Genomic DNA, 24,514 nt, shown 5'->3' with positions numbered 1-24,514 from the left:
TGGTTTAATTTTTTTATCATAAACAAAATCTATCATTCCTTGCTCAATCAAAGAAAAATTTGTAAATATAAACCTATAATAAAATTTAAACATATTGTCTTTTAATTTATAAATTGATTTTCTTGAATTTATTTTTTCTGTTATTGGAATTTCTTTTTCTATTATTTCTAGTTCAATCAAGGTATTTAAATATTTACTAGTCTTATCAGGTCTTTCTTGAATTTTTGTAGCTATTTCACTTATTTTAGTATAACCATTTGCAACTGATTCAATAATTGAGTTATATATTGCTGGTTCTCTCAATTCTTGTCTTAATAAATTTTTTGGTTCTTCTATTAAATATGAACTACTATCTAAAAAATTTTCTTTTATGTTTCCTTCAATATTTAAATTATAGTCAAATTTATTTAAATACTGTGGAATACCTCCTAAAATACCATAATTTATAACAGAATCAATTTTTGTATATTTTTTTGAAAACTTTATAGAATCATAAAATCCAAAAGAATTGATTTTCATTTGTCCTGTTCTTCTTCCAAACAGTGGACTTTTTTCACTCAATACTTCTTTTTCCATAAAACTTATAGAAGATCCACAAAGTATTAAAAATAAATTAGTATTTTTTAATTTTTGATCTATTAAATTTTGTAATAAAGATAAAATACTTAAATTTGAATTTGCAATATATGGAAATTCGTCTATTATTAATATTATTCTTTCATCTTTTGATTTTTCTCCTATAAAATTAAATGCTTTTTCCCAAGAAAGAAATTTATCTATTAAATTACTCATTTTAAAATGACTTAATATTAATTCAGAAAATTTGTTTAATGCAATTGTATCGTTAAACTCTTCAGCAACAAAAAATATTCCACTTTTATCTTTTAAAAATTCTTTTAATAAAGTAGTTTTACCAACTCTTCTTCTACCATACATTACTAAAAATTGGAATCCTTTTTTATTATTCATTTTATTTAATTTTTGTAATTCTTTTTCTCTTCCAATAAACATATTTCACCTCCCAATCAATCATAACACATTTATTAACTTATGAGTAATTAACTTTAGAGTTAATTACTCATAAGTTAATTATTTTTATTATATCATTGTTCTGTTCTCCAATTTTTTTCCTATGCAAAATATTATTTCCAGCAATTTATGCTTTAATAATATAAATATATATTAAAAAATCAGGATTTTCACCCTGATTTCATTCTATCTTTATATCTTTTTATTATATAAAAAAAGGTGACAGATTATTTTACTCTACCGTCTATCTTACAATAATTGTATTTTTTGGATTTTATTATATAGCATATATAATTTATATCCATATCTAACAAAGTTTCATACATAAAAGAATTTAAATGTATATTTTCAGGAGTCATAATATTGACTTCATCTGGTATTTGAATTACTTCTTTTTCGAATTCAACAACTTCTAAATATTTTATAAGAAACTATTTATTCAATTTATTTAAAAGATCTTTTGCCCAGTTAAAACATTGATTATAACCTTCAATATTGTTATGTTGAATTTTAACTATATATGCATTTGCCGTTGCTGTAATCAACATATATAACAATCTTCTTTTAATTCCTTTTTCAGTGTTGTCTATATCTTTTTTATAACCTTTTTTAAAACTTTCATTCATATCCCATAAAACAAATTCAAATTCATTGTCTCCATACATAACTCTATCAGAATCTATTATGGCTTTTATATTCCAGTTATCATTTTTATCCTTATCGATCAATATATTAGGTTCCCATAAATCGTTATGAACAAGAGAAGTTTTTTTATTTCAAATGTATATGCAATTAAAAAATCATACCAATTATCATATTATAATGATGAATTTAAGCATTTTTTTATATCTTCACTTATCATTATTCTTTTACTTTTTTCTATTAAAAAATTTTTACCAGTTATTGAATAAGAAGGATATACTTTAATATTTTTAAAAAAATATTCATTATTTCTAATTTTATATGTCGAAATATTTGGAATGATTTTTTCACCTACTTCTTCTTTTGCAATATAATTCAAAGCTTTTATTGCAACATCTCCCATAAGCATTATAGATTTTAAATTGTCAAATAAATTCAATTCTTCTTTTAGTATATTTAGATGATCTTTTATTGTTTTTGTTTTTACTATGTATCCTTCTTTGGGAATTTTTATAGTTGTTGTGTAATATATTCCCATCTTTAATAGATCTTCAACATTTTTCAAATCAATTCCTGCATTTGAAAAAGCGGTTGAAAAAGTTTCAAAATTGAAAGAATTTTTGCCATTATATAAATAATCATTTTCATTTTCTGGTGGAGCTTCACCTATCATGATTATTTTTATTTTGTTTTTGTCGAGGTCTATATTTGGTACAATAAACTCATCGGAAAAGTTAGAAATATTTTCCTTGAGATACTTTAAAATATTCATATTTTTTCCCCCTTTGATTTTTTATATTATAGCATTTTTTAATAAAAAAATATAAACCCCATTTGATATTGATCAAATGGGGTTTTATTTATTCATAATGTGCAATAGCCTCTATTTCTATCTCAGCATCTTTTGGAAGATTAGAAACTTCAAAAAAACATCTCGCTGGTTTATGTTCTGAAAAAATCTTAGAATATTCATCATTTATTTTTTTAAAATTATTTATATCTTTAACAAATATTGAAATCTTTACTAAATTAAATAATGTTAAGTCTTCGGATTTGAGTATATTCAATATATTATTAATTACAAGATTTGTCTTTTCTTCAATTGTACCTTTTAAAATTTTACCCGTATTTGGAATGATTGGAATTTGACCAGATATGTATAAAAAGTCTCCTGCTTTTACAGCTTGAGAGTAAGGTCCTACAGCTGAAGGAGCTTTTATTGTGTTTATCATTAGCATTTAATCACCTCTATTAACTTTTTATTTCCCTTAGATACGCATATATAGTAAACTTAGAATTTCCAAGTTTTTTTGCTAATTCTTCTACACTTCCTTTTAATAAGAAAAATCCTCTTTTATCCAGTATAGATATGAATTCTATTTTTTCACTTCGAGATAGTTCTGATATTGACTTTCCCATCTTTTTTTGTGCATTATGAATATAATCATCGATTAATTCTTCAAAATCTTTTGGAATAGTTTCTGATTTATTTTCATAATTAGTGTCTAAATCATGGGTTTCAGTCATTTGATTTAATAATTTCTTTATATAATTTATACTTTCTTCATTTTCAAAAAGGGCCATTTTTAATTTTTCAGCCTTTGTAATATCATAATTTATACATAAAAATCCTATTAAGTCATCATTTTCATCGTTTATAAACAAAGTTGTAGCTCTTAATTTTTTATTGTTTGCATTGGCATTATAATTTACCAAATATTTTACTTTATTTTCATTATAATATTGAATTAAAAAGAGTCCTAAATCGGTTAATGGTCCGCCTTTTTTTCTGCCAGAAAGTGAAGCATTTTCTATATGTAAAATAGAATTTTCTGGATTTTTTGCATCATGTAGTACGACTTCATAATCTTCTCCAAGCATTTTTCCTAAACCTTCAGTCACTGGAATAAAAGATTTTAATATTTTATTTATTTTCACAAGACAACATCTCCTTAAACCGAAATTACTATTCAATATTATATTTTATCAAAAGCTTGTTCAAAATCACAAATTATATCTTCAATATCTTCAATTCCGGTTGATACTCTTATCATTCCCAGGTAAATTCCCATTTCATTTCTTTCTTTTTCTGGTATATCAAGAAATGCACAAGTAGCTGGTGGTTGTAAAGTTGTTCTAACTCCTCCAAGACTTCCAGCAAAACAACATAATTTAAGAGCGTTCAAAAATTCAACTCCACTTTCTTCATCTTTAACTTTAAAATTGATCATAGATCCAAATTTTGGTAAGATTTCTTTAGCTAATTCATGATTAGGATGAGATTCAAGACCAGGATATGAAACTTTTTCTACTTTTGGATGATTTTCTAAATATTTTGCCAATTTTAAAGCATTTTCACAAGCTTTATCAACTCTTAAAGACATTGTTTGTAATCCTCTTAATAATAACCATGCATTGAAAGGAGATATAGTTCCTCCAAATTTTGTGAGCCTTTCCCATCTCAATTCATATAAAAATTCAGAGTTTCCTGCGATTATTCCACCTAAAACATCATTATGACCACCTATAAATTTGGTTGCACTTTCAACTACAAAATCTGCTCCTAATTCTATAGGTCTTAAAAGTCTTGGACTTGCGAATGTATTATCTACTATATATGTGAGTCCGTGTTTATGAGCTAATTCTCCCAATTCTTTTATAGGGGTTAATTTTATTATTGGATTAGCTATAGTTTCAGCATATATTATTTTTGTTTTTTCATCTATGGCATTTTCTACTTCTTTTAAATCAAGAGTATTTACAAATTTAGTTTCAACACCAAATTTTGGTAATACCTCTTCAAAGAATTCATGTGATGTACTATAAGTAGTTCTATCAGCTATGATATTGTCTCCATGTTCTACTATTCCCATTATTAAAGTAGAAATAGCTGCCATACCAGACGAAGTTACAAGAGCATCTTCAGAACCTTCTAATAAAGCTATTTGTTTTTCGAGTTTTCTTTCGGTTGGATTTCCACATCTCGTATATATATAAACAGATTCTCTATCGCCATCTATAATTTTCTGATAATGTTCTTTGTTATATTGAAAATTAGAAGTCATATATATTGGTTCACTTACAGATTTAGTTTCTGGATCTGGCGAATAATAAACCGCTTTACTTTGAAATTTTAATTTTTTTAATTCTTCATTTGTCATATTATAATCCTCCTAAATTTTTTAGCCTTTAACTGCACTTCCCATTAAACCACCTATTACTTGTTTTTGAAATAATATATATATTAATAAAGCTGGTAAGGCTGATATTAATATTGCAGCCAACATTACAGGATAATTAGTTACATGTTGTCCAACAAAATCTCTTAATCCTATAGGTAATGTTTTTAATTTTGGATCGTTTATTATAACTAAAGGGAATAAGAAATCATTCCATACCCATATAACATTTATAATAGCTGTAGTAAAAGAAGCAGATTTTGCCAAAGGAAGCATAATCTTAAAAAATATTTTTAATTCTCCAGCACCATCTATTCTTGCCGCTTCTATTAATTCTTTTGGAACTGTTATGAAAAATCCTCTCATTATAAAAATTGACATTGGAATATTGAAAGCTATTGTTGGTAATATAAGTCCCATTCTTGTATTCAAAAGTCCCACTGATTTTAAACTTGTTGATAATGGAACGAGTGTTGTATAAGATGGAATAGCCATTACTGCTATCAGAGTAAATACAATAGCTGAAGACCATTTCACTTTATATGCAACAAGAGCATATCCAGCCAAATTTGCAATTATAACTGTGATAAAAACTGATACTAATGTAACCAATATAGAATTAATTGAATATATTCCTAATGCTCCTTCACCCCATGCTTTTATATAATTATCAAAATTAAGGTGGGAAGGCAATTTCCAAACTGAAGAAAAAAATTCACTATTAGTCTTCATAGAGCTATAAATTAACCATATGAATGGAAATATGACTATACAAACATGAATTATAACTATTAAATATACTATAAATTTAGAAAAATTCTTTTTCGACATCAAAGAAATTCACCTCCCCTATGAATAAGCTTTAGATTTACTAATAAGTTTTAAAATTATTAATCCAGATATTATAGTTATTATTAATTGCATACATCCTATTGTAGCTGAGTAGCCCATTTCAAAATCGTTAAATCCAACTTTATATAAATAAGTCGATAAGACTTCACTTGAATGATTTGGACCTCCATTCGTTAGAACAAAAGTGAGTGTAAATGTTTTAAAAGAGTTTATTATACATAATAAAGAAGTTGATTGAATAGAGTCTTGAATCATTGGTATAACAACACTAAAAAAATTTTTATAATTATTTGCACCATCTATTTTTGAAGCATCAAATATAGATTCTGGTATATCTTGAATAGCTGCTACAAATAAAAGAATATACATACCTATATAAGTAAAGTTCATAGCATTGATAACTGCTAAAAATGCAGTAGATGGATCTCCTACCCATCCTCTTGTCAAAAAATCGAGATTTAATCCTCTCAAAACACCATTTATTAAACCAAAATATGGGTTATAAATAAAATTCCAAAGAAGACCTATACAAATCTCACTTATAACAATAGGTATTAAATACAAAAACAAAAAGATTTTTCTACCTTTTTTTATAACTCTGACAAGCCAATAAGCTATTATTAATGCTAAAAAAACTTGAAAAATTACAGTTAATAAACTTAAAGATATATTATTAGTCAAAGATTTCCAAAATATTGAGTCTTGAAATATTCTTTTATAATTAGAAAAACCAATAAAAATCTTTTCTGCTGCACCATTCCATTTAAAAAATGATAAATAAAAAGAATAAAAAACTGGATATGCCATAAATAATATTAAAAATAAAAATGCCGGCGATAAAAAAGACAAAGCTCTTTTATTTTCTAATTTTTCTATTTTATTAAGATATTTTTTTTCAATTTCAGCCATAAATTTCTAACACCACACTTTCATTTCTAATAATGTTAAAAAATAATTTTTTTAGTTTCTGTTCACAGAATATTTTATGGCTTTATCTATTTTTTTAACAGCTTCTTCTGGTTTGATACTTAAATCGTAAATACTTTGAATAGTATCATAATATACTTGCATAGCTTTTGGTGGCATTGCTGTATCATAAAAAGGATCTAAATTATTAGCTTTTTCTATAGTGTTTTTGTTTACTAAATATAATAATGGATCTGCTGTTTCTTCAGTAACCGCACCTTTAACACATTCTAGTGTTTTTCTTAATTTTACATATTCTTTTGCCATGTCTAATGATGTAATATGTTTTAAAAATAAAATTGCATCATCTTTGTTTTGACATTTGTTTGAAATTGCAAAACAAGCAGCAACACCTGCGATTACATCGCTTTGATCTCCTTTAGAATTCGCAATTTTTGGAAATTCAAAATATCCACATTCAAAATCCTTTCCAGCTGCAAGATTTTGACCTAATTGCCAAGTTCCATCCATAGTCATAGCTGCCATACCATTAAAAAATAGCATATCACTTTCAGTTTCTGTCATACTGTTTATTCCCATAGGGAAATAATTTCTTTTTACCATATCTTGAATTAATTTAAAAGAATTAATCGCTTCTTCTGTATTAAAAGAATAATTTGGATCATTTCTTAAATATCCTTGAATTATTCCAGATTTATCGAATCTCAACATAAAATAATGAAACCAAAATGGGCCTGCCCAAAAGTCTTTATTTCCTAAAGATATTGGTATAATTCCTTTTGATTTTAAAAAATCACATACAGTAAAGAGTTCTTCTAAAGTTTTTGGTGTTTTTAAGTTATATTTTTCAAATATCTTTTTGTTATACCATATTTGTACTGTATCGATATCTATAGGAACAGCATAAATATCCTCATTTACAGTAACTCTATCGAGAGCTGATTCTAAAAAATCATTTTTCCAATTATTTTCATTTAAATCTTTAGTAAGCGGGTAAATCAAACCTGAATTAACAAATTCATCTAATGTTCCGCCAGGTAGAGCATAAAAAACATCTGGTAGATTTCCTGCAGCCATAGCTGTGTTTAATTTGATTTTATATGAAGAATGTTCTAATGCAACTTCTTCAATTTCAATATCTGGATTGGCTTCTTTAAAAGAGTCTATCCACTTTCTTGCCAATGCGACTTTTGAATCCTGACCAGCATATGCATGCCAAATAACTAATTTTCTTTTTTCAGATAAACCCATAGAACAAATGAATAAAAAAGATAAAATCATACAAACAAAAAATTTAAAATTTAAACTCTTTAACATACAAAAACCCCCTTCTTAAGCTTTATTTCATACAATTTATTTTATATTTTATAAAATAGCAAAATTTTTATTCGATAATTAAGGGTAAAAATAACCATTAATAAAACAAATAACCCATTTAAATAAAAAAATCGAACCCATACAATAATTTGTATGGATTCGATTTTATAACAATAATTTGTATTTTTTAATTTGTTCTTATTTTATTTATGAAATTAATATAATCTCTTTGAACTTTTTTATAATCTTCAAATCTATTTTTATTATTTTTGTTCCATTTATCCATGAAAGATAAAAGTTCTTCTTTTAATCTTTCAGTATTTTGATCTGTGTATTTTTCTTCTACTTCTTTTAAAATATCTTTCAAATACTCTTTCATGTCTTGATATCCTATCATATAATATAAATAATTAGATAATTTTTTTAGATCTTCTATTTTAAGTTCTTCTTGATTTATGAACATATTCCATTCCATTATAAAACGTTTCATGTTTTTTTCTATATAAAACATAATATCTTTTTTAGCTTCGACTGGAGGTTTATGAATAATTGTGAGATCTTTATCGGATATATAATAACTTCTAAATATATTTTGTTTTTTATTTATATTTATGTATTTATTACCATTTTCATATATAAGTCTTGATGCAAGTAATAAAGAAAAATCTTCTCCCCTTGGAACATCTAGAGGGTATAACATTTTTTCTGCAAACTCTTTTCTAACTATCATATTTCCACCAAAACCAAAAGTACTTTCTTTTATATTTTCATCTTTGGATAATTCTATTATATCCATATCCATAGAACTAAATTTTTTCCAAGATTTAACAGGATCTTCTCCCATGATTCTGACAGTTCCATTTTTTTCATAAGGGGCTGTTATTATAAATTTATCAGGATTTTCTTTTAATATTTTAACAGTTTTCTTAAAGTAATTTTTTCTCAATAATTCATCATCATCTATTTGTATTATTATATCTTCTTTATTGATCAATGGAATTATAAATCCTTGATTTCTTATTTCTGGATACCCTTTAACACTAAAAAAATCAGATTTATATTTTTCTCTTAGATTCAAAATATCTGTATTTGTATAGATTTCATATTCAAAACGTGATTCATTCATTAATTTATTTACTTTTTCATATATTATATTATCTTTTTTTGTAATTTCATTTGCAGCAATTGCAAATATATATAATTTTATTTCTTCATTTTCTGGTACTTCAAGTTCATTTATACTTTTTAAAGTATCAAAAAAAGTATTTTTTTTTCCAAATTCTTCTAAAGGAGTTGGATGATCAAAGGGATGCTTTTCTCCTTTTTCTGTTGTTAAATATATGTTTATAACAATAGCATTTTTCATTTATTCACCTCGTAGTATCTCTTTTTATAAGTTTAACAGGTATAAGTATTTCTGTGTCTACATCTTTTTCATTTATTAAATCTAAAAGCATTTTAAATGATTTTTCAACTATTTCATCAACGGGTTGCTCAACAGTAGTCAATGCTGGTGTTGAGAAATTGGAGAGTGGTATATTATCATATCCTATAATTGATATATTATCTGGTATATTTATATTTCTTTCATTCAATGCTTTCAATGCACCAAAAGCTTTTTCATCACCAGAAATTATTATTCCATGTGGAATTTTTTTCATGTTTTTACAGTAATTATATGTGTCTTGAAATGTTCTTATGTTTATGAGTATATTATTTTCATTTATTTTTATTTTATTGTCTTCAAACGCTTTTATATATCCTTTTTTTCTCTTTATATTCAATGTATACTGAAGATTTCCAAGCATTAAAACTATATCTGTTAATCCATTTTTTATTAAATGATTTGTGGCTTGATACATCCCAGAGAAACTATCAGTTGCAACAAAAGGTGTTTTTGAATTCGTTTCACCTATTGTGACAAAAGGTATTCCAGCCTGTTGAAAAATTTTAACTTTTTTATCATTTTCTTTTATATTAAATATTATTGCACCATCTACAAATCCAGATTTCAAAAGATGCATTCCATTGAAAGGATTTTTTTGTTCGGATATATATTCAGTCATAAAAACATTATAATCATATTCTGCCGCTTTATCTATTATTTTTTGAAATAGTATTGAATACCATTGACCTGGATATGTATTTTTTTGTTTTTCTATTACTATCATTATATTATTCATAGTCTTTTTTCTCAGACTCTTTGCAAAAATATTCGTTTCAAAACCAGTTTCTTTAAGTACCTTTTCTATTTTATTTCTGGTACTTTCTTTTACATTTGGATTATTGTTTATAACCCTTGAAACTGTTCTTATAGAATATCCTGTCATTTGAGATATATCTTTTATTGTCAATTTTGAATCTTTCATTTTAATCACCTTTTTTATTTATTAAAAGCATTGAGTTTACAGGTCTTACCATTCCAGCAGATGTATAATTAGATGTACAAGGATATGATAATTCAAAAAACTCTTTATCTTTTATAAATCCAAGACAACTCGATGCTCCTCCATCAATATTCATTATATTTTTAACATCTTTTATCTCATTTTCAACCATCTTGACGATTTCATCGAATCTTACACCTTTGCTTTCTTTTGTTCTTCCTGAAAAAACTATAAAGAAAAATCCATTTTTATGGTCATTTCCAATTATAGTTCTTGGCCCTCTCAGCCACTCTTGAACCTGAGTTTCTTGAGTTTGCATAGATAGAGGATTGTACCATCCTTCAACTTTAAAATTTTCATATGCTTCTTTTTGTGTCTTAACTAAATTTTTTCCTTCTTTATATAATAAAGTTCCTCCACCAAATATTTTATTATAATTTTTATTTTTATTTATTATAATTTCTATATTTATTTTTTGATCATAAAGATATTTATTCCCACATTTTTTTAAGTTTAATACTTTAGAAACTTTTTTAAATTCATTTTTGTCTAATGATATTACAATTCCCAACGATGGTTGAACTACTCCTGAAAATTTTATATTTATAATTTTATTATTTACTATTATTATATTATATCTATCGCCACCAACGTATTTTTTATATTTTCTAAAATTTTCAAAATCATCATAGTCACTATTTGGAGTTATTATATTTATACTTTGATTTGGATTATTTATATTATTTTCATCAAAATTAATGGTATAATCATTTAATTTTATAGTTCCATTTTCAGCTTTAACTCTATCAAACTCTATAGTTCCATCTTTTTTAAAAAAAATTGCTCCTTTATTATAGAGGGGGAATGTTTCTTTAATTCCATCAAAATAATAATCAATAAAAAAGTCTCTGTCTTTAATCTTTTCTTCTTCACTTCTAAATGAATTATAAAGATTTATTATCTTAGGAGTTGCAAAGTACAAAAAATTTATATAAAAGCTATTTTTATGTATACTTTTACATACTTCTCTTATATCTATTAAATCCTTTTTATGATCTTGTGCAAGATATGGAAGTATATCAAATTTTTGTGTGTTTTTTATATAGAATCCTCTCATAAGAACTGAATTTGAAGATTTTTGTGGAATATATTTTTCTTTTTCATAAGTATCCAATGAATAATATGAATCTATATAAACTATATCTTCTTTTATATTATTGTTTATCATATTTTTTAAAAACTTTTCTCTTTTAATAAAAACGTTCTCATCATTTTTTTCATATTTATAATTTGATGGTATAAATGTTTGTGAATATTGATTTAAGTACCCATCTTTATTAAATGGCCATATTGTATTTTCAGATCTTTCTACTCCGGTAAATACAGCTTTTTGAGTTCTTTTTACCTTTTTTATTATAGATTTTATAGATTTTGAATTAACATTATAAACACCGCAATATCTTTGACTCTTTAATATATTCACTTTGCTAAGCAAATAATATTCTGAATTTAAATATCCATTAAAATTTATCATTGGGATTTCATCCAAAACAATATTTAAACCACATTCTAATTCTTTTTCAACATCTTTTAAATTTATACCTGCACATCTTGAATTATAATTTATAATTTTAAAATTTTTGTATTTTAAATCGCTTAAAATTGGTTCTGATATAACTCTTTGATCTTTTATAAAAACTTTTATATCTTTTTCACTTAAATAAAATTTTAAAATCTTTTCTATGATTGGAATTTGCATATAAGAACCAGGAAAAATATTTATAATATTCGTGTTCTTTAAATCATTCTTTAAATTTTCTATATCATAAAATTTTTTATCTATATTTATTTTTTTTGGATTTATATCATAATATATTAAGAATCTTATTAGTTCATCAAAATTTTCGATATTTTTTAAATTTTTATATATATAATTTTTATTTTTTTCTATTTTATTTTCTATATAATTATTCATATCTTTAGTATAGTTTTTTTGTTTTATTTTATGAAAAGAATAATAAATTTCTTCATCACATAATTCATCAAATCTTTCAAAATCTTCAAAAAACTCTTCTATATACAACATATGTTTTTTTAATTCATCTTTATTTATAATCTTTAATTCATACATTTTTTGTAGATCTTTATCTATTATTATATTATTTCCCTTAGATTTATCTACCATAATTTCAGAATAATTATATCTCAAATACTGAAAATATCCTTTTAACTCTTTTCTTCTATAACCGCCAGGTGTATAATCTTTTATTATCATCCTTTAACTCCACCATCCATAAGACCCGAAATTATTTTCCTTTGTAGAATTAAAACAAGGATTATCAAAGGTACTGTAACAACTATAGAAGCAGCTGATATGGTTCCCCACGGAATAGTATAATCTGTCTGATAAAGTGTTATACCAACAGTTATAGTTCTCGCTACTTTTAATGGGTTTAATATCTGTGCAAAAAGATATTGATTCCAAGCAGCTATAAAAACTAAAATGCTCACGGTAAATATTGCAGGTGATACAAGAGGTAAAACTATTTTATAAAAACTTTGAAAAACAGATGCTCCATCTATCATAGCACTTTCTTCAAGTTCATGAGGAATTGTTTCAAAAAATCCCGATAAAAACCAAACCGCTGTAGGAAGGGTTATTATAGTATTTACAAGAGCTAATCCCCAATAAGTATTTAAAAGACCAAGTTTACTTATAATCATATATATTGGATTAACTATTGTTATTGGAGGTAAAAGAGTTATACTTAACAATATTATTAAATACAATTTTTTGAATTTAATTTTTGTTCTTGAAACCGCATAACTCGCCAAAGCTCCAAGTATTATTGCAAACAAAGTACTTATTCCAGCTATTATAAAACTATTTAATATATATCTTCCAAATGGTTGCCTTGAAAAAACATCCACATAATTTTGAAAAGTCCATTCTGTTGGCCAAAAATTTAAAGGAACAGAAAAAAGATCTCTTTGTGTTTTAAATGAGTTTAGAAACTGCCAAAAAAACGGAAATGCTATAGTTCCTACAAAAAATGCAAAGAAAAATATATAAAATATCTTAGATAGTATGGATTTTAAAGTTATATTTTTTTTCATCTAAGCCACCTTCTCTATCTTTGTTTTTAATGCATTTAGAAATAAAAGACTTATTAAAAGTGATATTAATAGTGTAATTGTAGCTAATGCTGAACCATACCCTATATTTCCAAAATTGAAATATGTTCTTATAGTATACAAAGAAAGACTTTGAGTAGAATTAGCTGGTCCTCCACTTGTTAAAGCCGCAACAAGATCATAAATTCTAAAAGTTGCAATTACTCTAAATAATATGGCAACTGAAAGAACTGGTTTTAAAAGTGGTAATGTAATTTTAAAAAATTGTTGTCTTTTATTTGCACCATCTATTGAAGATGCTTCATATAAATTTTTAGGAATAGTTTGAAGTCCAGACAATATCAACAATGACATATAAGGAGTTGTTTTCCAAACATCCGCAATTATTGTAGCAATAACAGCAAGGCTTGCATCTGAAAGCCATGGTATAGATCCTTGAACTATATGAAGTTTTTGAAATATAAAGTTTATAACTCCGTATTGTTCTGAATACATAAACTTCCACATCAATGCCGATACTATAGTTGGAATTGCCCATGGAATTAATACAGATGTTCTTATAATTCCTTGACCAGGTATTTTTTTGTTCATTATTAATGCAAATAAAATACCTATTAAAGTTTCAAGAGTTACAGCAACTACTGTAAAAGTAATGGTAAATTTAAAAGACCCCAAGAAATTTGGATCTTTAAAAGCCATTATAAAATTTTTAACCCCCACAAAAGTTTTTCCCATTGACATTGTTTGAACTCTATAATTAAAAAAAGATAAATATACAGTATTTATAACAGGATATATTATAAAAGCTATCATCAAAACAACTGATGGAAGTAAAAATAAATATCCCATTTTTTCTCTCTTATTAAGGTTTTTCCATCTCATAAAAACATTCACCTCTTATATTAAAACCATCGGGAAACCCCGATGGCTCATTTATTAAAATTGTCCAAGCAACATTTTAATTTGGAATTCCATATCTTTTAAAGCTTTTTCTGGAGTTTTTTTACCAACAAACATTCTTTGTGTTTCAACTTGAATTATATTTGAAACCTCTGCATAATATGGTGACTTTGGTCTTGGATATGCACTATAAAAAGCTGGATACATCTCTTTAATAAATGACATATTTTCAAGTATTTCTTCATCATCATACAAAGATTTTATAGCTGGTATATGAGATAATCCCATTGCAGCCATCTTTTGTGCAGTTTTTCCAGCTCTGAATTTAGCAAATTTTATAGCCTCTTCAGGGTTTTTAGAGTATTTTGAAACCATAACTTGCCATCCTCCAAGAGTAGAATAACTTCTATTTTCTTCATTTCCTTTAGGTAGAGCTGCAACTCCAACTTTACCAACGACTTGTGAATTTTTAGGATCTTGAGATTTTCTCCATCCAGATGGCCAATCTCTTAAAAAAACTTGTTTTCCTGAAAAGAAAACAGCTCTTGCATCACCTGAATAAAAGTTCAAAATTCCATTTGGCATTATTTTACTTTCATTTACCATATCATTCATAACTTTTAGAGCTTCTAAAGTTTCTTCAGAGTTTATGATTACATTTCCTTCTTCATCAAAAACTTTTCCTCCAAAACTCCATACAATTTCCATTAAATTACAAGTAAGTCCTTCATATTGAGCCCAAGATCCACCATGTCCACTCATTCCTGGTTCTCTTTCCATTATATATTTTGAAGTATCTATCAAATCTTGCCATGTTTCTGGAACTGGTTTATTATATTTTTCAAGTAAATCTTTTCTATAATATAAAATTCCAGCATCAGTTCTATATGGAATACCCCACATATGTTTTTTATATGTCACTGAATCTATTGGTCCTGGTAGATAATCTTCTATTTCTTCTTTTGTGAAATGATCTTCGATTGGAAGAACCCATCCTGCAGATGCAAAAATAGGAGGCCATGTAACATCGGCATCAAAAACATCCATTGAACTATCTTTTGCCTGTAAAACAGTTTGAATCATTTGAAGTTTTTTATTGGTATCTTGAGGTAATTCAACAAGATTTACCTTAATTCCTGGATTTAATTTTTCAAATTCTTCTATTATTTTTAATCTTGTACCATTTTCAACGCCATGTGAGTAATAATTCAATACTATATCTTCTGCAAAGGCGAATAAAAATATTCCCAATACCAAAAATACCAAAGCTGTTTTTTTCAAAAAACTCACCCCTTTTTATTTTGCCATCGTTGGCAATTTAAATTATATCACTTTTTTATAAATTTTGTATCTCTGCCCTTTTTTGCCATCGTTGGCAAAGAAATTCATATTTATTATACATTATTTTTTTTATTTTTAAAATAAAGAAATATAAAGATTTCTTTATTTAATTCATTTTAATTGTGATTATTTTCTTTAAATTTGGAAATTATCTATGAATTTAAATAATATATCATTTGTTTTATCAGTAATTATTACTAATGTTATAATTTATGTATATGTATATTATTAAAGGGGGAGATTTTGATGTTTGAAAAAATCAATTATTGTGAAATAACTGTTCAAAAAATTTTAAAAATTTCTGGGAATAATATTCATTTAATTTTTGATAAAAACTCTGAAAATATATATACTAAATCTATTATTGAATTGAATGCAGATGAAGAGATAATAAATATTAAAAGTGATGAAGATAATAATAATAAAGTTAAAATTCATGTGGGCTCTAAAAATAAAATGCAAGAAATATCAATTTCTGCGGATAAGTTGAAAATAGAAGGGGATATTTTTTCAGAAATAATAAATATTAATTCAAATGGATTAATTTCTAATGCATATATAAGATCAAAAATTTACAATTTTAAAGGTAATGGCCTTTATTTAAATAATGTTTTAAATTCAGACAAAATCTCTTTAGACTCAAATGGTATTAAAACCTCTGTAGAAATTGAAAACAATCAACTCTTTGATATAGATGCAAATGGAGTTGCTGGAAAAATAAAGTTTAGGGATAATTTGCCAACCAAGATGAATTTGAATTGTATGGGTGGATTAATAAGTTTATATATGAGTGAGAAAAAAGTATTCGATATAAATCAACCTACAAAAGGAACTTTAGTAAAAAAAATTTTAATACAATAATAATTCACATTAAAAGCTGCATGATATCTAAAAAATTTAAATATCATGCAGTTATTTTTATGGTATATTATTTAAATATTTATTTCATATAAATGCATGTAATTAACAAGGTTTAAAGAGTTTGCAAGTCTACATGAAGGTATGTTTAAATCATTACATCTGTATAAAGGTATTTTATTGTTCATCATTCCCCAATCACACATCTTAGATACAACAGATCTTCCTATCTTTCTTTTTCTATATTCTGGATGAGTTAATATACCTATATCACCTATTTTATCTCCCCAATAAATATAGCTTCCTGCAGATACTAGTTTCTCTCCATCAAAACAACCCATTATACCTTCATGATCTATTTCAACAAATCCCATCTCTAACTCTTCTTTTGTACAATATGTTTTCATATCATTTAAAATATTTAAATCTTCTTTAGTTAGGAGTCTATAATCAAACTCTTCATTCACTTCTTTAATGTGAGCTCCATCACTATAAAAATAATAATCATGATTATCTATTTTTGCATCTCTAAAGATTTCTTTTAATCTTTCAAACCTTATATTTTCATCGTCTATGTTTATTTTTATTTTTATGATATCGGCAATCTTACTATTACATTGTATGAAAGATTTATTCTTTAAAAATATCAAAAATATGGTATCATCTTTTATGTCTTTATTTAAAAATATACCAGTTTCATTTTTTTCAGGATCATAGTTTTTTATATTATATTTTTTAAACCAATAATCATGAATATCTTTAATAATCTTTTCATTTTCTAAACTTTTCTTAACCATATATACTCCTCCTATAAAAAAACTTTTAAATTTATGTTATATTTACCTTAATTATAACACAAACAGAGGTGTGATTATGTTATTAGATAACAATTTTTTTCAAAGAATTGTTGAAAACATCATAAAAAAATTAAATTACAATGTGAATATAATGGATGAAAATGGCTATATAATAGCAAGTGGCAATAAAGAAAGAATAGGTAATTTTCATGAAGCAGCATATAATGCATTAAAAACAAATTCAAAAATAATAGTTTACAAAAATGATTTAAATAAATATGTGGGTTCTGAAAATGGAATAAATATTCCATTTAATTTTGATGGATTGATTTCTGGAGTTATAGGAATTACTGGAAATCCAGAAAATTTAAAAGGTGCTGGAAAAGTTGTTAAGGCCTTATTAGAAATAATGCTAGAACAAGAAATATTAAAAGAGACTATTTTTAAAGAGAAAAACTATAAAAGCTATTTTTTAAATGAACTTTTAAACAACAATAATAAAGAAAATGTTAAAAATATAATAAACTATGGAAAGAATCTTGGATATGATATGAATAAAAAAAAATTACCCTGTATCTTTGAATTAATGAATAAAGGTAATTTTTTATACAATAATAAAAGAGTTGTAGATATAATAATAAATGAATTAGAAAAGGAATTTATTATGAAAAAAGAAATTATTTCAGATATTTCTGATTCAAAGATTATTTTTTTGAAAAACGATGATATTTTTTTGAAAGATTTTTTGAGCATAATAAATACACTTCAAGATAATTTATATAAAAATTATTCTATAAAAATTAAATGTTATATATATCATAAGTTTGTAAAAATTCATGATATTTCAAATGCCTATAAAGACCTTATATACCTTTTTTCTTTAAAAATAAATCATAATATAATTTACTCTAAAGATTATATGATAGAAATATTTTATAAAAACTTTGATTCAGAAATCATATATGAATATTTTTATGAAGAAATAGAATTTTTCTTAAAAAATCCTGATCTTTTTGAAACTTTGAATGTACTTTTAAAAAATAATTTAAATATTTCTAAAACATCAGAAAACATGCTCCTTCACAGAAATACAATAATTTTTAGACTAACAAAAATTAAAGATTTGATAGACCTTGATCCTTTAAATAATCATAAGGATTCTATGAAATTTGATCTTATTAAAGAATTTTTTGATAGAAATGATAAAACTATTACCGATAGACTAATAGATGAAAAAGATTTCTAAATTATGATAATCTATAATTAATATAAAAGCCTTATTATATTTGAGATTACTTTTTCAACTAAATACCCTGTATTCTCAATTGATTCTGAAAGACTCATTGGTCCAGAAGTTATACTGAATACAGCATCGACACCATGTTGATAAACTTTTTCAAATTCATATCCCATATTGCCTACAACAGAAACAGTTTTTACTCCATATTTTTTAGCGAGTTTTGAAATCTCTACTGGTAATTTTCCATTTATACTTTGATAATTCATTTCACCTTCACCTGTTATCAGTAAATCTATTTTATTTTCTTTAAAAATTTTTTCGAGTTTAATCTCTTCACTTATGATTTCAAATCCAGGTTTTAAATTTGCATTTAAAAATGCCAAAAGTCCTGCACCTAATCCTCCTGCAGCACCAGCTCCAGGTATATTTGAAACATCTTTATCAAATGTATTAATTATGATTTTTGAAAAATTTTTTAAAGCTTCATCCATATCTTCAACCATTTTTTTATCAGCACCTTTTTGAGGTCCATAAACATATGCCGCACCATTCTTGCCATACAATGGATTATTAACATCACAAGCAATTAAAAATTCTACTTCATCGAGTCTTTTATCTTTATTACTTATATCTATATATTTTAATTCATTTATGCCCTTTGCTCCATTCTTTATATTTTCACCATTTTTGTTCAAAAGTTTAAACCCAAGTGCTTGAAGCATTCCTGCTCCCCCATCATTTGTAGCACTTCCACCTATTCCAAGAATTATTTTTTTGACATTTAAATCAAGGGCTTTTTTTATTAATTCTCCAGTTCCATAAGTTGTAGTTAGCCATGGATTCCTTTTTTTCTCATCTATCAAAGTCAAACCTGAAGCCTCTGCCATTTCTATAACTGCTGTTTCTCCATCTCCAAGTATTCCAAATGTAGCTTCTATTTTTAAACCTATTGGATTTGTTACTTCACATTGTATAAAATCACCATCGGTATTTAAAACCATTGCCTGTGTAGTTCCTTCTCCTCCATCGGCAAGTGGAACTTTTATTGTATTTATATTTGAATTAAAAGATTTAATAGCTTTTTCCGCATGAAAACAAAAGTCTTTTGCAGATAAGCTTCCTTTAAAACTATCTGGTGCAATTAAAATATTCATTTTATAACCCTCCATTTTTATATTTTTTCTTCTTATTATAATTATTATAGTATATTTTAATTTATTAAGAAATGGTAAATCATATAAAAAAATTTGATTATCATTATGCATAATATACAATAAACACTATTTTTTATAAAAAAATAAGCTTTCTGAAATATTTAATATGATGATAGAATATAATTAAGAATTGCATTTTTATTATTAGAGGTGATTTTTTATGAGAAGTATACCTATATTAGGTCATAGAGGGTATAGAGCTAAATTTACAGAAAATACTTTAGAAGCATTTGAAAAAGCTATAGAATTTGGTGCTGATGGAATAGAATATGATACAAGATTAACAAAAGATAAAGTCCCAGTAGTTTTACATGATGATAATCTCGAAAGATTATCTGGAAAAAATATTAAATTATCTGATATAACTTTTGAAGAACTTCAAAAGATAAAATTAGATAATGGTCAAAGTGTTCCAAAAATTGAAGATGTTTTAAAAGTACTCGATGAGTCTTCATTTTTAAATCTCGAAGTTAAAGAAGTTGAAGCAGCAATTCCATCATATGAATTAACTAAAAAGTATAATGCTTTGAATAGAACTTTGTTTTCATCTTTTAAAGTTGATGCCTTAAGAGAAATAAGAAAAATAGATAAAGATGTAAAATTAGGTCTTTTGGTTGATTATGACTCTTTAAATAACTTAATAGATCTTAATAAAGAATTAAACTTTTTTTCGCTTAATTTATGGGTAGACAAATTAAATGAAAGAAAATTAATTTCAAAAGCTTTTTTAAGAAAATGGCGAAAAAGTGGCATGAAAATCTATTTATGGACTTTAAATAATCCTAAAGATTTAAAAACATTTAAAGGCCTTTATGATGGAATAATAACAGATGAAGTTGAATTAATAATAGATTCTTTTGATTCATTATAAAGTTGATTGGGGGATGGGGATAATTGAAATTTAAATTTTGGAAACTGTTTGTTATAGGTTTTGGTTTTTTTGGAATAAGTATTTTATGGCCTTTGTACAATGCTTATGTACCAATATTTTTAAAAGATTTTTCTTTGAGTTCTTTTTCTATCGGTATAGTTATGACAATAGATAACATCTTTGCAATATTTATGCTACCAATACTTGGAACTTTATCGGATCAAACGAGAACAAAATTTGGTAGACGTATGCCTTATATAATGTTGGGAGCACCATTAGCAGCTTTTTTCTTTATCTTGATACCTTTTATAAAAGATTTTAACAATCTTTTTTTCTTGATGTTTATAATAATACTTATGAATTTTTTTATGGCGATATTTAGATCTCCAGTAGTTGCTTTAATGCCTGATATCACTCCTTCAAGATATAGATCTCAAGCAAATGGAATTATAAATTTCATGGGTGGACTTGGAGCTCTTTTAGCTTATTTTGCAGGAAAACCAATGTATGATTATTCACAGTCATTGCCTTTCATAGTTGGTGCAATAGTCATGTTAGCTGCACAATTATTATTATTTGTTTTCATAAAAGAACCAAAAGAATATACTATTAAAAGTAATCTTTCTAAAAATAAAAAAAGCGTTGTAAAAAAGGGCATGCAAGAATTATTAACAAACTTAAAAGATGTTTTTGTTTCAAAAGAAAAAAGTCTTTTATTAATGCTATTATCGATATTATTTTGGTTCATAGGATTCAATTCAATAGAAACATTTTTTACAATTTATGCAAAATTTCATGTCGGAATCCCAGAAAGTACTGGAGCTTTGATGATGGGAGTTTTTTCTCTTACATTCATGATCTTTGCAATTCCTGCTGGATTTATAGGTGGAAAATTTGGTAGAAAAAAATCTATATTTGCAGGTATATTTATATTATTTATAATGTCTCTATCAACATTTTATTTTGGAAATATGGATATGAGTATTGAATCAAATAAAGAATTGTTTAAAACTATTATGTATATAATTTTCCCAATAGGTGGAATTGGTTGGGCCCTCATAAATGTAAACTCTTTACCTATGGTTGTAGATATGACGACAACAGAAAAATCTGGTGGTTATACTGGCCTTTATTATTTCTTTTCAATGGCAGCAAATATCTTTGCACCACCAATAGCAGGGTTTTTCATGGATATATTTGATTATAATTCATTGATGATATTCTCTTTTATATTTTTCTTATTATCGTTTATAACCATGCTATTTGTAAAAAGAGGAGAAGCTCAAAAAATTTAAAAATTAAAAGCTACTATTTTTAATATAGTAGCTTTCTTTGTTTATATAAATCTTCTATAAATACTTCAATATTCTCAACTTCTTTATTTGCCTTTATAAGTTCATATCTATTTTTTATATCTTTATCTTCTATTTTTTCAAGATATATTTTATAATAATTCAAAGCCATTTTTTCTTCATTTAAAGCTTCATAAATCAATCCTTTTAATAAAAAATTTTTGTCTCTATAGCTTATATCAAAATTAAAATTAGTTTTATTGATTTCATTTAAAGCTTTTTTATACTCTTTTAGACTTATAAAATTTATTCCTCTTAAATAACTCACAAAATCTAATTTATATTCTTCATCTAAATCTTCTATTTTATCCAAAATGTTTATCGATTCTGAAGGATCATTTATCTTATAAAGTAGTTTTGCATATAGAGCACAAAAGTAATACTCTTTTGAATCTAATAATAAATTTTGATATATTTCAATCCCTTCATCATATCTCTTAAGATCATATAATAAATTTACTTTTTCAAGATATACGATTTTTTGAAAATAATCATTTGAAATTTTATCTATATTTTTAATAATTTCATCTATCAAAACAAGTCCTTTTTCTTCCTCATACATATATCTAAATAAAGTTGCTTTTTTATACATGATTCTATAATATAAATCTTGTTTATCCAAGTTACCTTTATTATTTATCATATTATTTAAAATATTTAATGCTTCATCATAATCTAAAATAGCTTTTTCATACTCTCCAATATGGGCATAATTATTGCCCCTTGATATATAATATTCATGATTTTTATTTATTTTTAATGCTTTGTTTAAATATTCAATCGCAAAGTGATTTTCATCTATACTTTCATATATCAAAGCATATAAATAAATAAAGGTATCATTGTTTGGTTCAAGTTTTATAGCTTTATTTAATTCCAAAAATGCTTTATTATAATCATTCAACTGCACATAAATATTCCCCATTAAAAAATAAGTATATGCATTTTTTGGATTTTTATCCGATGATTTTTTTAAATATTCAAGTGCTTTATCATAATCTTTATAATAATACATATACATAATTCCTTTTAAATACTGTAATTCAGACAATTCACCATAATTTTTAATGAGTTCATCAATTTGAAGATCTATATTCTTTAGAATCTGTATATCTCCTGTTCGAACCCATAAATCATATTGGATTGAAATATCATCAATTTTGACTTTTAAATAAATATCATTTTTAATAATATCACTGGAAAAATCCGTAATATCACCAGCCAGATTTTCTTGAGAAAATAATGTTAAAAATAAACTAATAATAAAAATAATAATAATGATTTTTTTCACTTTAACCCCTCCATATACTAACTATTATTAGTATATGCTTTTAATAGATAAAATTTATTATTTATATGTTTCTTTAATGTTAATTTAATTATTATTACGGATGATTAAGTAATTATTTACCATTCGCACATTAAAGGAAAATGATCTGAATATAAATCTTTTTCATCGAGATAAATAGTTTTTGTTTTTATATTTTTTAAATATTTATTAGAAAAGATATAATCTATTCTCAAAGGATACACATGCCCCTTATCTTTATTTAAAGGTGTAGGAACTGTAAATTCGAATTTATTCGAATTTAATGTATCAATAAAATCAGCTTTTAATATTTGATTTATGGGTTCAAAGTCTAAATTGCCATCTTTAAAAAATTTTTCTTTTAAATCGAGATCTTTTATCATATCATTTTCTATATTTCTATAATTAAAATAATCTTTTTCACAAAGACTATTTAAATCTCCAGATATGATAACCGGTGCTGAAATATCTTTTAATTCTTCTAAAATAATTTTTATTTCTTTAATCCTATCAATTGTTTTATAAGGGGTTAAATGAGTTGTTATAAAGTGTACTTCATTTATTTTTGAATGTATATAGCCATGTTCAAAATTTTTTTGTTCTTCTTTTAAAATTTCTATTGGGTATTTTGAAATTATTCCAAGATTAAAATCACTATTTACCTCATATAGATATGAATATTTAAAAATCTCTGATAAAAAAATTTTTAATTGTTCTTTAGACCAACCATTAACTTCATTTAAACTTATTATATCTGGATTTTCTTTGAGTAAAAATTTTTTTAATTTCATTCTTAATTCATTTTTTTGACATCCTTCAAATATATTTGCATGTATTAATTTCATTTAACAGCCTCCATTTTATTTTTATCATATAATTATAACTTGATATTTTTTCACAGGTTTAAATATAATATGTATTTGATTTATCAAAAAAAATAGAAAACTGAAAAATCAGTTTTCTATTTTATCTTATTTATCTTAATATCCCTTCGTATATTCCGGGTGAAGAATTTTCTATGATATAAGCATCAGAATGTTTCTTATAAAAATCTATTGGTCCGGCATCTCCTATTATACAATAAGCATAACCCATATGTTTTAACTCATATAGTGCTTGTAAATATAATACCTTCCCTATTCCTTTTCCTCTGTATTCTTCATC

General features: G+C 24.9%; 23 protein-coding genes and 1 pseudogene. 4 read left to right on the top strand and 20 right to left on the bottom strand.

Annotation, left to right across the window (positions count from 1 at the left end; genetic code table 11):
• The 15 genes and pseudogenes from C7380_RS13520 to C7380_RS07335 form a co-directional block, all read right to left on the bottom strand.
• A partial coding sequence (locus tag C7380_RS13520) for an AAA family ATPase (protein WP_109604866.1) occupies nt 1-1,011 on the bottom strand: 1,011 nt, incomplete at its 3' end.
• A 449-nt stretch (nt 1,012-1,460) separates the two neighbouring features.
• Nucleotides 1,461-1,787 (bottom strand): annotated as a pseudogene (locus tag C7380_RS07400) (fructosamine kinase family protein); the annotation flags it as partial.
• Between the two features lie 59 nt (nt 1,788-1,846).
• Nucleotides 1,847-2,443 carry a uracil-DNA glycosylase gene (locus tag C7380_RS07395; protein ID WP_109604864.1) on the bottom strand — a complete coding sequence of 199 codons (597 nt, stop codon included), beginning with the start codon at nt 2,441-2,443 and terminating at the stop codon, nt 1,847-1,849.
• Between the two features lie 88 nt (nt 2,444-2,531).
• Complete coding sequence (locus tag C7380_RS07390) at nt 2,532-2,909, bottom strand: Rid family detoxifying hydrolase (RefSeq protein ID WP_109604863.1); 378 nt, start codon at nt 2,907-2,909, stop codon at nt 2,532-2,534.
• A 13-nt stretch (nt 2,910-2,922) separates the two neighbouring features.
• Nucleotides 2,923-3,609: a helix-turn-helix transcriptional regulator gene (locus C7380_RS07385; protein ID WP_109604862.1), complete on the bottom strand. Its 687-nt coding sequence runs from the start codon at nt 3,607-3,609 to the stop codon at nt 2,923-2,925.
• Nucleotides 3,610-3,647: 38 nt separating this feature from the next.
• A complete protein-coding gene (locus C7380_RS07380) occupies nt 3,648-4,832 on the bottom strand; it encodes a trans-sulfuration enzyme family protein (RefSeq protein ID WP_109604861.1) in 1,185 nt (394 codons plus the stop codon).
• Between the two features lie 21 nt (nt 4,833-4,853).
• Entirely contained in the window at nt 4,854-5,681 is an 828-nt protein-coding gene (locus C7380_RS07375; RefSeq protein ID WP_206050556.1) for a carbohydrate ABC transporter permease, read from the bottom strand.
• An 18-nt stretch (nt 5,682-5,699) separates the two neighbouring features.
• On the bottom strand, nt 5,700-6,611 hold the full coding sequence (locus tag C7380_RS07370; protein ID WP_109604859.1) for a carbohydrate ABC transporter permease: 912 nt from the start codon (nt 6,609-6,611) through the stop codon (nt 5,700-5,702).
• A gap of 51 nt (nt 6,612-6,662) precedes the next feature.
• Entirely contained in the window at nt 6,663-7,946 is a 1,284-nt protein-coding gene (locus tag C7380_RS07365; protein WP_109604858.1) for an ABC transporter substrate-binding protein, read from the bottom strand.
• A 187-nt stretch (nt 7,947-8,133) separates the two neighbouring features.
• Entirely contained in the window at nt 8,134-9,312 is a 1,179-nt protein-coding gene (locus tag C7380_RS07360; RefSeq protein ID WP_109604857.1) for a hypothetical protein, read from the bottom strand.
• Between the two features lie 4 nt (nt 9,313-9,316).
• A complete protein-coding gene (locus C7380_RS07355; protein ID WP_109604856.1) occupies nt 9,317-10,315 on the bottom strand; it encodes a LacI family DNA-binding transcriptional regulator in 999 nt (332 codons plus the stop codon).
• 1 nt (nt 10,316) lies between these two features.
• Entirely contained in the window at nt 10,317-12,608 is a 2,292-nt protein-coding gene (locus C7380_RS07350) for a phosphodiester glycosidase family protein (RefSeq protein WP_109604855.1), read from the bottom strand.
• A complete protein-coding gene (locus C7380_RS07345) occupies nt 12,605-13,450 on the bottom strand; it encodes a carbohydrate ABC transporter permease (protein WP_109604854.1) in 846 nt (281 codons plus the stop codon). The genes C7380_RS07350 and C7380_RS07345 overlap by 4 nt, the downstream gene beginning before the upstream one ends.
• Nucleotides 13,451-14,350, bottom strand: coding sequence for a carbohydrate ABC transporter permease (locus tag C7380_RS07340; RefSeq protein ID WP_109604853.1), 900 nt, complete (start codon nt 14,348-14,350; stop codon nt 13,451-13,453). It abuts the gene before it with no gap.
• Between the two features lie 54 nt (nt 14,351-14,404).
• Nucleotides 14,405-15,649 carry an ABC transporter substrate-binding protein gene (locus C7380_RS07335; RefSeq protein WP_109604852.1) on the bottom strand — a complete coding sequence of 415 codons (1,245 nt, stop codon included), beginning with the start codon at nt 15,647-15,649 and terminating at the stop codon, nt 14,405-14,407.
• 306 nt (nt 15,650-15,955) lie between these two features.
• Here C7380_RS07335 and C7380_RS07330 point away from each other — a divergent pair, with 306 nt between their 5' ends.
• Nucleotides 15,956-16,570: a hypothetical protein gene (locus tag C7380_RS07330; RefSeq protein WP_109604851.1), complete on the top strand. Its 615-nt coding sequence runs from the start codon at nt 15,956-15,958 to the stop codon at nt 16,568-16,570.
• Between the two features lie 71 nt (nt 16,571-16,641).
• On the opposite strand, the gene C7380_RS07325 is transcribed toward C7380_RS07330, so the two are convergent.
• Nucleotides 16,642-17,364, bottom strand: coding sequence for a GNAT family N-acetyltransferase (locus C7380_RS07325; RefSeq protein WP_109604850.1), 723 nt, complete (start codon nt 17,362-17,364; stop codon nt 16,642-16,644).
• A 76-nt stretch (nt 17,365-17,440) separates the two neighbouring features.
• Here C7380_RS07325 and C7380_RS07320 point away from each other — a divergent pair, with 76 nt between their 5' ends.
• A complete protein-coding gene (locus C7380_RS07320) occupies nt 17,441-18,610 on the top strand; it encodes a CdaR family transcriptional regulator (protein WP_109604849.1) in 1,170 nt (389 codons plus the stop codon).
• Between the two features lie 17 nt (nt 18,611-18,627).
• Here the strand turns inward: C7380_RS07320 and C7380_RS07315 are convergent, their stop codons facing one another.
• Nucleotides 18,628-19,758 carry a glycerate kinase family protein gene (locus tag C7380_RS07315; RefSeq protein WP_109604928.1) on the bottom strand — a complete coding sequence of 377 codons (1,131 nt, stop codon included), beginning with the start codon at nt 19,756-19,758 and terminating at the stop codon, nt 18,628-18,630.
• 220 nt (nt 19,759-19,978) lie between these two features.
• Here C7380_RS07315 and C7380_RS07310 point away from each other — a divergent pair, with 220 nt between their 5' ends.
• Together C7380_RS07310 and C7380_RS07305 are read left to right on the top strand one after the other, a co-directional pair.
• Nucleotides 19,979-20,689, top strand: a complete 711-nt coding sequence (locus C7380_RS07310; RefSeq protein WP_109604848.1) for a glycerophosphodiester phosphodiesterase family protein — start codon at nt 19,979-19,981, stop codon at nt 20,687-20,689.
• A 23-nt stretch (nt 20,690-20,712) separates the two neighbouring features.
• Nucleotides 20,713-21,984: an MFS transporter gene (locus C7380_RS07305; RefSeq protein ID WP_109604847.1), complete on the top strand. Its 1,272-nt coding sequence runs from the start codon at nt 20,713-20,715 to the stop codon at nt 21,982-21,984.
• Nucleotides 21,985-22,003: 19 nt separating this feature from the next.
• Here C7380_RS07305 and C7380_RS07300 read toward each other — a convergent pair whose 3' ends face one another.
• The 3 genes from C7380_RS07300 to C7380_RS13515 form a co-directional block, all read right to left on the bottom strand.
• Nucleotides 22,004-23,332 carry a tetratricopeptide repeat protein gene (locus C7380_RS07300; protein ID WP_109604846.1) on the bottom strand — a complete coding sequence of 443 codons (1,329 nt, stop codon included), beginning with the start codon at nt 23,330-23,332 and terminating at the stop codon, nt 22,004-22,006.
• 116 nt (nt 23,333-23,448) lie between these two features.
• Nucleotides 23,449-24,195, bottom strand: coding sequence for an endonuclease/exonuclease/phosphatase family protein (locus C7380_RS07295; protein WP_109604845.1), 747 nt, complete (start codon nt 24,193-24,195; stop codon nt 23,449-23,451).
• 130 nt (nt 24,196-24,325) lie between these two features.
• A partial coding sequence (locus tag C7380_RS13515) for a GNAT family N-acetyltransferase (RefSeq protein WP_170110824.1) occupies nt 24,326-24,514 on the bottom strand: 189 nt, incomplete at its 5' end.

It is taken from the genome of Oceanotoga teriensis, assembly GCF_003148465.1.
Classification (GTDB): domain Bacteria; phylum Thermotogota; class Thermotogae; order Petrotogales; family Petrotogaceae; genus Oceanotoga; species Oceanotoga teriensis.
Note: the sequence above shows the minus strand (reverse complement) of the source record. Positions and strands in the feature narration are given on the sequence as shown.